A 650-nucleotide genomic window follows, 5' to 3' on the forward strand; every position below is an offset into this window, starting at 1 on the left:
TGACCTGCGCCGGGTCGCGCGGCTGGGCCTGCGGCCCCTGCCCACCGAGGACGCCCTCGCTCTCTTCGACACCGCCGTCGGCAGCGGGGAGCCGCTGCTCGCCGTCACCCCGCTGGACACCTCCGTCCTGCGCAACCAGGGCGAGCGGGCGCATCCGCTGCTGCGGGACCTCGTCCCGGCCGCCCGGCGCAGCCGCCGCACGGCCGCCGCGGGCGGAGGCGAGGACGCCTCGCCGGTGACGGCACGGCTGGGCGGACTGCCGCCGGCGGAACGCGTGGAAGGACTCACCGAGCTGGTGCGGGCGCAGGTGGCCGCGGTGCTCGGCCACTCCGACCCGGCCGCCGTCGAGGCCGACCGGGCGTTCCAGCAGATGGGCTTCGACTCGCTCACCGCCGTCGAACTGCGCAACCAGCTCAAGTCCGCGACCGGGCTCAAGCTGCCCACCACGCTGATCTTCGACTACCCCAACACGACGGCCCTCGCGCGCTACCTGGACACCGAGCTGTTCGGCGGTGCCATGGAGGCGGTGGCACCGGCCGTGACCGGCGGCACCGACGGAGCCGGGGGCAACGAGCCGCTGGCGATCGTGGGGATGGCGTGCCGCTACCCCGGCGGGGTCACCTCGCCGGACGAGCTGTGGCGGCTCGTCG

At 75.7% G+C, this 650-nt stretch carries 1 protein-coding gene; it reads left to right on the plus strand.

The genetic code is table 11. The features are described 5' to 3' along the window. Nucleotides 1–650 (plus strand): acyl carrier protein (locus V1J52_RS26015; protein ID WP_330142424.1); only part of this gene is annotated, 650 nt, incomplete at both ends.

The sequence above is a fragment of the Streptomyces solitudinis genome (genome assembly GCF_036323765.1).
Classification (GTDB): domain Bacteria; phylum Actinomycetota; class Actinomycetes; order Streptomycetales; family Streptomycetaceae; genus Streptomyces.